General features: G+C 65.6%; 13 protein-coding genes. 12 read left to right on the top strand and 1 reads right to left on the bottom strand.

Features of this window, described 5'->3' with window-relative positions:
* Positions 1–712: alpha/beta hydrolase (locus ACK41X_RS21000; RefSeq protein WP_409727409.1), on the bottom strand; the 712-nt coding region annotated here is incomplete at its 3' end.
* A 67-nt stretch (positions 713–779) separates the two neighbouring features.
* Between ACK41X_RS21000 and ruvA the strand changes: the two genes are divergently transcribed.
* The 12 genes from ruvA to tolB form a co-directional block, all read left to right on the top strand.
* Positions 780–1397 carry a Holliday junction branch migration protein RuvA gene (ruvA, locus tag ACK41X_RS20995; protein ID WP_409727406.1) on the top strand — a complete coding sequence of 206 codons (618 nt, stop codon included), beginning with the start codon at positions 780–782 and terminating at the stop codon, positions 1395–1397.
* A 25-nt stretch (positions 1398–1422) separates the two neighbouring features.
* Positions 1423–1839: a cytidine deaminase gene (locus tag ACK41X_RS20990; RefSeq protein ID WP_409727415.1), complete on the top strand. Its 417-nt coding sequence runs from the start codon at positions 1423–1425 to the stop codon at positions 1837–1839.
* Positions 1836–2873: a Holliday junction branch migration DNA helicase RuvB gene (ruvB, locus tag ACK41X_RS20985; protein WP_409727404.1), complete on the top strand. Its 1038-nt coding sequence runs from the start codon at positions 1836–1838 to the stop codon at positions 2871–2873. The genes ACK41X_RS20990 and ruvB overlap by 4 nt, the downstream gene beginning before the upstream one ends.
* Before the next feature lie 116 nt (positions 2874–2989).
* Positions 2990–4180, top strand: a complete 1191-nt coding sequence (locus tag ACK41X_RS20980) for a PQQ-dependent sugar dehydrogenase (protein ID WP_409727401.1) — start codon at positions 2990–2992, stop codon at positions 4178–4180.
* 61 nt (positions 4181–4241) lie between these two features.
* Positions 4242–4703 (top strand): tol-pal system-associated acyl-CoA thioesterase, encoded by a 462-nt coding sequence (gene ybgC, locus ACK41X_RS20975; RefSeq protein WP_409727398.1) that lies wholly within the window; start codon positions 4242–4244, stop codon positions 4701–4703.
* A 63-nt stretch (positions 4704–4766) separates the two neighbouring features.
* On the top strand, positions 4767–5396 hold the full coding sequence (locus ACK41X_RS20970; protein WP_409727395.1) for a TetR/AcrR family transcriptional regulator: 630 nt from the start codon (positions 4767–4769) through the stop codon (positions 5394–5396).
* A 153-nt stretch (positions 5397–5549) separates the two neighbouring features.
* Complete coding sequence (locus ACK41X_RS20965) at positions 5550–6002, top strand: DUF2852 domain-containing protein (protein ID WP_409727412.1); 453 nt, start codon at positions 5550–5552, stop codon at positions 6000–6002.
* 35 nt (positions 6003–6037) lie between these two features.
* Positions 6038–6433 (top strand): hypothetical protein, encoded by a 396-nt coding sequence (locus tag ACK41X_RS20960; protein WP_409727392.1) that lies wholly within the window; start codon positions 6038–6040, stop codon positions 6431–6433.
* A gap of 235 nt (positions 6434–6668) precedes the next feature.
* Positions 6669–7358, top strand: coding sequence for a protein TolQ (gene tolQ, locus ACK41X_RS20955; RefSeq protein WP_409727389.1), 690 nt, complete (start codon positions 6669–6671; stop codon positions 7356–7358).
* A gap of 3 nt (positions 7359–7361) precedes the next feature.
* Positions 7362–7814: a protein TolR gene (tolR, locus tag ACK41X_RS20950; protein WP_409727387.1), complete on the top strand. Its 453-nt coding sequence runs from the start codon at positions 7362–7364 to the stop codon at positions 7812–7814.
* Between the two features lie 10 nt (positions 7815–7824).
* Positions 7825–8769 carry a protein TolA gene (locus ACK41X_RS20945; protein WP_409727384.1) on the top strand — a complete coding sequence of 315 codons (945 nt, stop codon included), beginning with the start codon at positions 7825–7827 and terminating at the stop codon, positions 8767–8769.
* A 7-nt stretch (positions 8770–8776) separates the two neighbouring features.
* A partial coding sequence (gene tolB / locus ACK41X_RS20940; RefSeq protein WP_409727381.1) for a Tol-Pal system beta propeller repeat protein TolB occupies positions 8777–9926 on the top strand: 1150 nt, incomplete at its 3' end.

Raw genomic sequence — 9926 nt, 5'->3', positions numbered from 1 at the left:
CGTTCGGCAGATAGTGATCCCAGTACCACGCCATTTCCGGACTGGAGATCAGGTACGGCCCGCCGCCATAGGCCGTGCCGGACACGGTGTCGAGGTCCGGCGCGTAGCAACCGTAGATCAGGGCAGCTCCGCGCACCGGAGAATTCCCGGCGTCGCGCAGCGCGATCGTTGCCGCGAGCGCCAGATTGCCGCCAGCCGAGTCGCCGGCAACGGCGATCCGCGCAGGGTCGATGCCCCATTCCGCGCCATGGGCCGTCACCCAGCGGATCGCGGCAATGCAATCGTCGAGCGGGACCGGAAACGGATGCTCCGGCGCAAGGCCATAATCCACGCTGACCACCCGCAGGCCGGATCGTTTCGCAAGCTGGCGCGCGACGCCGTCATAGACATCGATATCGCAGGTCACGAAGCCACCGCCATGCAGGAACACGATGGCCGGTGCGGGTGCGGCGACATTGTCGTGATAGAGCCGGATCCGGATGTCGCCGCTCGCGGCGGGAATGCGGCGTTCCGCGACATGCGCAATGGCGGGCGCCCCGGCTGACACATAGAACGGCAGAAACCGGTTGATCAGGTCGCGGGCGCCCTGCGGTGTGCGGGTGAAGATCGGCGCCTCGGCGCCGGCCGTGGTGTAGATGCGGTTCAGGATCGCCGCGGTATCCGGGTCGAGCTTCGACCAGGGTTCTTTGAAAAGCGCCGCGAAATCGGTCATGAAACCGTCCTGAGGGTGAGGAAATCCGTGCTCTAATGGAAGGGCACGATTCGCACCCGACCCGGCAATGATTGGCAAGCTCAAAGGCGTTATCGATTCCTATGGTGAAGATTACGTGATCGTCGACGTCCACGGCGTCGGCTATCAGGTGCATTGCTCCGCGCGCACGCTGCAATCGCTGCCGGCTGCGGGCGAGCCTGCCACGCTGTCGATCGAGACCCATGTCCGCGAGGACCAGATCCGGCTGTTCGGCTTTGCCAGCGATCTGGAACGGGAATGGTTCCGGCTGCTGCAGACGGTGCAGGGGGTGGGGGCGAAAGTGGCGCTTGCGGTGCTGTCGACGCTGCGCCCCTCCGAGCTTGCGAATGCGATTGCGTTGCGCGACAAGGCGGCGATTGCGCGGACACCGGGTGTCGGCGCGAAAGTGGCCGAGCGCATCGTCACCGAACTGAAGGACAGGACGCCGGCCTTGAGCGACATCGATCCTGCGGTGGTGCGGCTCTCAGCGGACGTCGACGAGAACCGCGCGCCGCAGCCGGTGCGCGATGCGGTCTCCGCGCTGGTCAATCTCGGCTATGGTCAGCCGCAGGCGGCCGCGGCGATTGCGTCGGCGGCGCGGGAAGCGGGCGAGGGCGCCGACACCGCGAAACTGATCCGGTTCGGACTGAAGGAACTTTCGAAGTAGCGAGTAAGGTGGAAGCGTGTCGAGCCTGACCGAAAAAGACAAGGAACTGATCGCCGCCGCGATTGAGGCGATCAAGACGCGCTATCGCAACGAGTGGCAGGAGGTCGGCGCCGCGATGCGCACCCGCGACGGCCGCATCATCACGGGCGTCAATATCGACGCCTATCTCGGGCGGATGGCGGTGTGCGCGGAAGCGATCGCGATCGGACGTTCGATCACGGAAGCCGGCGATCAGGGGATCGACACCATTGTCGCGGTGCGCCATCCGCGCCCGCATGAGGAAGACCAGACCATCAAGGTGGTGTCGCCCTGCGGCTCCTGCCGCGAACTGATCCACGATTACGATCCGAAGGCGCGGGTGATCGTGCCGAACGGCCCGGAGCCGTCGGTGATGTCGATCTCCGAATTGCTGCCGAACAAATACTGGCGGGGCAAGAAGTGAACGCGACGCGCCTTGTCTCCGCCGAGCGCCGCGACGACGATCTCGCCGACGCCTCGCTGCGTCCGCAGAAGCTTTCCGAGTTCATCGGGCAGGAGAAGGCGCGCGCCAATCTCGAAGTCTTCATCAAGGCGGCACGGGCGCGGGGCGAGGCGCTCGACCATGTGCTGTTTGTCGGTCCTCCGGGATTGGGCAAGACAACGCTGGCGCAGATCGTCGCCCGTGAACTGGGCGTGAATTTCCGCGCCACATCCGGTCCGGTGATTTCAAAGGCCGGCGATCTCGCGGCGCTGCTGACCAATCTCGAAGAGCGCGACGTGCTGTTCATCGACGAGATCCATCGCCTCAATCCGCAGGTCGAGGAAATCCTTTACCCGGCGATGGAGGACTTCCAGCTCGACCTGATCATCGGCGAGGGGCCGGCGGCGCGTTCGGTGAAGATCGAATTGTCGAAATTCACGCTGGTCGGCGCGACCACGCGGGCGGGTCTGCTCACCAATCCGCTGCGCGACCGTTTCGGCATTCCGGTGCGGCTCGATTTCTATACCGAGGCGGAACTCGAGCAGATCGTCACCCGCGGCGCGCGCGTTCTCGGTGTGGCCATTACCAAGGACGGCGCCAACGAGATTGCGCGGCGGGCGCGGGGCACGCCGCGCATTGCCGGCCGTCTCCTGCGGCGGTTGCGCGATTTCGCCGATGTGCAGGGCAATGCCGCGATCGACCGCGCGGTGGCCGACACGGCGCTCGGTGCACTCGAGGTCGATGGCGCGGGACTTGACGCCATGGATCGCCGCTATCTCACGACCATCGCGCTCAACTATGGCGGCGGGCCGGTCGGGGTCGAGACCATCGCGGCCGCGCTGTCCGAGCCGCGCGATGCGATCGAGGACATCATCGAGCCGTTCCTGATCCAGAAGGGCTTCGTGCAGCGCACCCCGCGCGGCCGCCTCTTGACCGGGCACGCGTTCCGTCATCTCGGGCTGGCCGAACCGGCGCGCGATCCCGCGCAATTCGGGCTGTTCGGTCAGGAGGAGTGAAGGGCTCGTCCGGCTCCGTCCGGTCATTGCCGCGAATTGTCGCACGTGCGGAATCGAGCGCACGATTCAACGCGCTACAGCGTTTATTCGTCCACGAGATGCGGGGTGGCACGGGTATGCAGACAAGGGGAACAGGACACCGGCTGCGCGGACATGTGCGGCGGGTTGCGGCATTCGCGTTCTGCGCGGCTGTACTTTCGTCGCCTGCGCAGGCGCGCAGCGCCGCGCAGGTCGACGAGGCCGAGACGAGGGCGGTGCAGATCGAACCGGTGCGGATTGCCGGCCCGTTCGAGTTCCCATGGTCGATCGCCTTTCTGCCGGATCGGTCGCTGCTGCTGACCGAGCGCACCGGCCGGTTGCAGCGGGTGACGCCGGACGGGCTGGTGCGCGACGTGACCGGCCTGCCGCCAATCTTCACGGGCGGGCTGGCCGGATTGCTGGACGTCGCCGTCGATCCCGACTTCGCAAGCAACCGGCTGATCTATGTCTCCTATGTTCATGGCGACCGGACGCGGTCCTCGCTGCGCGTGATGCGCGCGCGGCTGAGCCGCGATTTGCGGCGGCTCGAAGCCCGGACCACGCTGTTCGACAGCAGCGCGGCCGCGCGGGACGAGCAATATGGCGGCCGGCTCGCGGTCACGCCGGACGGCTATCTGTTCCTCACCGTCGGCGACCGCTGGGAGCAGGATCGGGCGCAGCATCTCGACAATCATCTCGGCAAGGTCATCCGCATCCGCACCGATGGCAGCGTGCCGCCCGACAATCCGTTCGCCGGGCGCAAGGATGCCAGGCCGGAAATATGGAGCCTTGGCCATCGCAACGCGCAGGGTCTTGCGTTCGATGAGGCGCGCGGCGACCTCTACGCGGTTGAGCATGGCCCGCAGGGCGGCGATGAACTGAATCTGATCCGGCCCGGCCGCAATTACGGCTGGCCGGTGATTGGCCACGGCATCGGGTATGACGGAACGCCGATGCCCGGCGGCACGGCGCAGGAGGGCATGGAGCAGCCCGAACATGTGTTCGGCGAGCCGCCGGCACAGGCGCCGTCCGGCCTTGCGATCGACAGCGCCGGCGCCGTGCCGATCCTGTGGGTCGGCGCGCTGGCCGGCGAGGCGTTGCTGCGGCTCGAGCATGACGGCGAAGGCTGGCGCGAGACGCGGCTGCTGCATGAAGAAATCGGGCGCATCCGCGACGTTCGGATCGGCCCGGACGGTTTGCTCTACGTCATCACGGATGCTGCGGAGGGATTTTTGTACCGGCTCGACCCGGTCGTGGAGCAGGCCGGACAACCGCGTCCCGCGCCTTGAGGTTGGTATCGCCGGGAAGATTGGTATAACGCGCGCTTCCGCAAGCGAGCGACGCTGGGTTATGACATCCGTTCCCCTCGACGGCGAACTGCGTGACGGGCGCCACACCTTCATCGTGCGCGTCTATTACGAGGACACCGACTTCACCGGCATCGTCTATCACGCCAATTACCTGCGCTACATGGAGCGCGGGCGCACCAACTATCTGCGGCTGATCGGCGCCGATCACCGCGTGCTGTTCGAGCAGACCGCAGACGAGGCGCCGGGCTTTGCCTTCGTGGTGCGGTCGATGACGCTGGACTTCCTGAAACCCGCACGGATGGACGATATCCTCACGGTGATCAGCGAGCCGAACGAGGTGAAGGGGGCTTCCGTCACCATCCGCCAGCGGGTGATGCGCGGCGAAGAATTGCTGGTGCAGGCCGATGTCCGGGTCGCCTTCATCTCCGGCGGGCGGGCGAAGCCGATCCCGAAGCCGTTGCGGATCGCGATGAAAGCCGATCAGGACGCGGCGAGAGCCTGATCGCTGGCCGACCGCCGTCTTCCGAATTGGCGCCGCATGCCGCCGCATGTTAAGCCGCTTCACATGAGCTGGAAACGCGGCACGGATCGCGGCTATCACCATGGCAATCTGAAGGAAGCCCTGGTGCGGGCCGCGCTCGACCTGATCGCGGAGAAGGGACCGGCAGGCTTCACCTTCGCCGATGCCGCACGCTGGGCGGGGGTCAGTCCGGCGGCGCCCTACCGGCACTATCGTGACCGCGACGAACTGCTGTCCGATGTGGCGCGGCGCGGCTTCGAAGCCTTTGCCGATCAGCTGGCGAAAGCCTGGGACGACGGCAAGCCTGCGCCGCAACAGGCCTTCGAGCGGCTTGGAAAAGCGTATCTCGCTTTCGCGCGGTCGGAGCCCGCCTTCTATTCCGCCATGTTCGAGGCCGGAATACCGCCCAATGCCAGCCCGGAACTGCGTGCGGCCGGCGACCGTGCCTTTGCCGTCGTCCGTAACGCCTGCGAGGCGCTGTCGGCGCTTTTGCCGCAGGGCAAGCGGCCGCCGGCGCTGATGATGGCGCTGCACATCTGGGCGCTATCGCACGGCATTGCGTCGCTGTTCGCGCGCGGCGACGGATCGCAGCGCGCTCTGCCAATGTCGGCGGAGGATCTTTTGGAAGCGGGAGTCCTTGTCTATCTGAGTGGCCTTGGCCTGCACGGGCGGTGAGCCCCATGTCTGCACCGGGCGGTGAGCCCGGGTTTGTTGATCGGGCCGAAAATGACGCAGACGTGAAGCGCAAGTCTTGACGGACAGCCGGGGCACCGCTATGTGAATGTTATTAACATTCACATCTGAGCCATGAGGGATGCGATGAACGCGATGACACTCACGGACAAGATTGACGAACACGGCCGGGGCGCCTGGATTCTCCTGACGGTGCTCGGCTTCATCGTGTGGTGGCCGATCGGTCTCGCCCTTCTGGCCTTCACGGTATGGAGCGGTCGGATGGCTTGCAGTCGCTACGGCATGGAACGCTGGCAGGGCAAAATGACCCGCATGCAAGAGAAGATGGATCGCATGCGCGAGCGCATGCAGGGCGGCGGTGGCAGCGGTGGCGGCGGCTTCTGGGCGCCGCCCTCGTCCGGCAATCGCGCGTTCGATGAGTATCGCGCCGAGACCCTGCGCCGGCTCGAGGACGAGCAGCGCGAGTTCCAGGAATTCCTGGTCCGTCTGCGCGAGGCCAAGGACAAGGCCGAGTTCGATCAGTTCATGGCGCAGCGCCGCGGCCGCCAAGACGTCACGCCGCCGTCGCCGGAATCGCCCCAAGCGTAACACGAGCGTAATACGCTCGCGTCCCGCAACAGTCTTTGGAACGCCCGCCGGAAGATCATCCGGCGGGCTTTTTCTTTCCCGTTCCGGCGGACTATTGCGGCGCCAATGCGTCATTGCCGAATGTCACCGCCCGTTTATTCACCGAGGTTTTCCACTGCATCTGCCATGGCGCCCAGTCGCGCAATTCGATCAGCGACTTCAACACGATCACGATCATCAGCGGCGATAAAGAGAGCGCAGAGAAAGGAGAGCGGCCGCGTCATCCGATCCGACCAGCCGCCCGAGAACAGCACCAGCAGGAAAATCAGGTGCACGGTGATGAACATGCCGGCGTGAAGCGAGATGGTCCATGGCTCTTTCCGAATCGGGCAGGGGTCAGGCACGGCGGCAGGAACGCGCATTTTCGTCGTCTGGACGTAACCAAGTTTTAACCACAATGGGCGCTGGTTAGGAGAGTGGGAGGCCGGGACGCGCCCTAGTTTGGCCAAGTTTCACGGGGATTTCGTCGACCTGCCGGGTGGGACGGCGCAGACCTCGTGACAATCGGATCATGCGTGCCGCGGACGCGCGGGCGCGTCCCGACTTCCCGATTTGACCCGGCTTGGCGCGCCGCGCTTGGCCGGTCCGCTGCAGACGCGTGCCGCAAGGCACCGGAGAGATGACCCAATGGACGTGCATGTCTCGCCAGATCTTTCGATGCTCGGCCTGTTCTGGCAAGCGCACTGGGTCGTCAAGGCGGTGATGATCGGGCTGCTTGTCGCCTCGGTCTGGGTCTGGGCGATCGCCATCGACAAATATTTTCTGTTCCGGCGCACCAAGAGCGCCATGGACCGGTTCGAACAGGCCTTCTGGTCCGGCCAGTCGCTTGAGGAGCTGTATCGCACGCTGTCGGCGAGGCCGACGCATTCGATGGCGGCCCTGTTCGTGGCGGCGATGCGCGAATGGAAGCGCAGCTTCGAAGGTCACGCGCGGTCCTTTGCCGGCCTGCAGACCCGGATCGACAAGGTGATGGACGTGACCATCACGCGCGAGATCGACCGCCTCGAGCGGCGGCTGCTGGTGCTGGCGACGGTCGGTTCCGCGGCGCCCTTCATCGGCCTGTTCGGCACCGTCTGGGGTATCATGAACAGCTTCCAGTCGATCGCCGCCTCGAAGAACACCTCGCTTGCTGTGGTGGCGCCGGGCATCGCCGAAGCCCTGTTCGCCACCGCGATCGGCCTTGTTGCCGCCATTCCCGCGACGATTTTCTATAACAAGTTCGTGGCCGAGGTGAACAAGCAGGCACACCGGCTGGAGGGCTTCGCCGACGAATTCTCGGCCATCCTGTCACGTCAGATCGACGAGCGCGGGGGCTGATCGATGGGCATGGGTGGCGGCGGCGGCGAAGGCGTCCAGGGCCGGCGGCGGCATCGGCGCAAGCCGGTCATGTCCGAAATCAATGTCACGCCGATGGTCGACGTGATGCTGGTGCTGCTCATCATCTTCATGGTGTCGGCGCCGCTGCTCACCGTCGGCGTGCAGATCGATCTGCCGCAGACCCAGGCCAAGAGCCTGGACCAGGACAAGGAGCCGCTGACGGTGACGGTCAACACCAAGGGCGAAGTCTACCTGATGAATTCGGAGATCAAGGTCGAGGAACTGGTTCCCAAGCTGAAAGCGATCACCGAAGCCCGCGGCGGCGCCGACGAGCGGATCTATGTGCGGGGCGACAAGAACGTGAATTACGGTACAGTGATGCGGGTGATGGGGCGGCTGTCGGCGGCGGGTTTCCGCCGCGTGGCGCTGGTCACCGAGGTCGAGCAGGGGACGTGACCTTCGAGCGATGAGAACGGGGCTCGCCATATCGAGTATCGCGCATGCGTCGGTTCTGGCGTGGGCGCTGGCGACCTTCAGCGCGAGCCCGCTGGAGTCGATGCAGGCGGAGTCGCTGCCGGTCGACATCATCACGCCGACCGAGTTCAGCCAGCTCACCGCGGGCTCAAAGACCGCCAAGCTGCAGGAGGCGCCGAAGCCTCTGGCCGAAAAACAGGGCGAGCAGAAGCAGGTCGAGGACCACACCGCCCAGATCTCCGACAAGAAGGAATTGCAGGCCGCGCGCGACGAGCAGCCGCCGCCCAAGCCGGTGGAGAAGACCGAGTCCAAGCCGCAGCCCAAACCGGAGCCTCCCAGGCCGGCGGAAGCCGCCGCCAAACCTGAGCCCAAGCCTGAGCCCAAGCCTGAGCCGCAGGTCGATCCGATCGCCGAAGCGCTGAAGAAGGACGAGCAGAAGAAAAAGGAAGAGCAGAAGAAGCAGGCGCAGAAACCGGTGCCGACGCCGCCGAAAAAGCCGGCGCCGAAGAAGCAGCCGGAATTCAATCCGCAGCGCATTGCCTCCCTGCTCGACAAGCGCGATCCGCGGCGTCAGGCCGCGACCGGCGACACCCTGAATTCGACCGCGTCGCTCGGCATTCCGACCGGGAGCGCGCCGACGCTCTCCATGAGCGAACTCGATGCGCTGCGCGCGCGGCTGCGGCAAAACTGGCTGGTGCCGCCGTTGGCGGAGAAGATCGTGATCGAGGTGGTTATTCGGCTCACACCCGACGGCCGGCTGGCGTCAGATCCTCAGGTGAGAACACGCGGCAACGGACCGGCCTATGAAGCGTACCGCGACAGCGTGCTGCGTGCGATCCGTGTGAGCGCTCCCTTCAACATGCTGCGGCAAGAAACCTACGCGATGTGGCGCGAGATCGAACTCGAGTTCGATGAGCGCACAATGTTCGGAAACTGAAACCGCCATGGACACGAAAACCGATCGAACTTCCGGCCTGACCCGTCGCCGCGCGCTGTTGCTCGGCGCGGGCGCGCTCGGCGCGGCATCCGCCTTCGGCCTGCGCGAGGCGGCAAGCCAGGTGCGCCTGCAGATCACCGAAGGCAATTTCCAGCCGATGCCGATCGCGATCCCGGACTTTTTCGGCAATGCCGCCGACCCGGAGACCGCGCGCAACGTGTCGGCCATCGTCACCAATAACCTGCGGCGCTCGGGCCTGTTCGCGCCGATCGATCCGGCCGCCTTCATCGAAAAGCTGCGGGGCGCGGATGTGCCGCCGAATTATCCCGACTGGCGCGCGATCAAGGCCCAGGCGCTGGTGGCGGGCAGCGTGGTGCGCCAGGGCGACGGGCGGCTGCATGCGCGGTTCCGGCTTTACGATGTGTTCGGCGGCGTGCAGCAGGCCGGCCAGCAATATACCACGACGCCGGAAAACTGGCGGCGCATCGCCCATATCATCTCGGATGCGATCTACGAACGGCTCACCGGCGAGAAGGGCTATTTCGACACCCGCATCGTCTTCGTCGACGAGAGCGGCCCCAAGGACCGCAGGGTCAAGCGCCTCGCCATCATGGATCAGGACGGCGCCAATATCCGGTACCTGACGCGCGGCGACGATCTGGTGCTGACGCCGCGCTTCTCGCCCTCGACGCAGGAGATCACCTATATGTCGTTCGGGCAGGGCGAACCGCGGGTCTTCCTGCTCAATATCGAGACCAACCAGCGCGAGATCGTCGGCAATTTCCCCGGCATGACCTTCGCGCCGCGGTTCTCGCCCGACGGCCAGCGCGTGATCATGAGCCTGCAGCAGGGCTCCAATTCCAACCTGTTCGTGATGGACCTGCGCTCGCGCGCCACGACGCGCCTGACGCAGTCGCCGGCGATCGACACCGCGCCGTCCTATTCGCCGGATGGCGCGCAGATCTGCTTCGAATCCGACCGCGGCGGCTCGCAGCAGATCTACATCATGCCGTCCACCGGCGGGCCGGCGCAGCGCATCAGTTTCGGCGAAGGCTCCTATTCGACGCCGGTCTGGTGGGCGAACGGGGAAACCCCCAACCTCACCCAACAAGGGAGGGGCAAATTCACCACCTACCCCCCGCGCAACCGCAGATCAG

The organism is Pseudorhodoplanes sp., from assembly GCF_046289595.1.
Taxonomy (GTDB): domain Bacteria; phylum Pseudomonadota; class Alphaproteobacteria; order Rhizobiales; family Xanthobacteraceae; genus Pseudorhodoplanes.
Note: the sequence above shows the minus strand (reverse complement) of the source record. Positions and strands in the feature narration are given on the sequence as shown.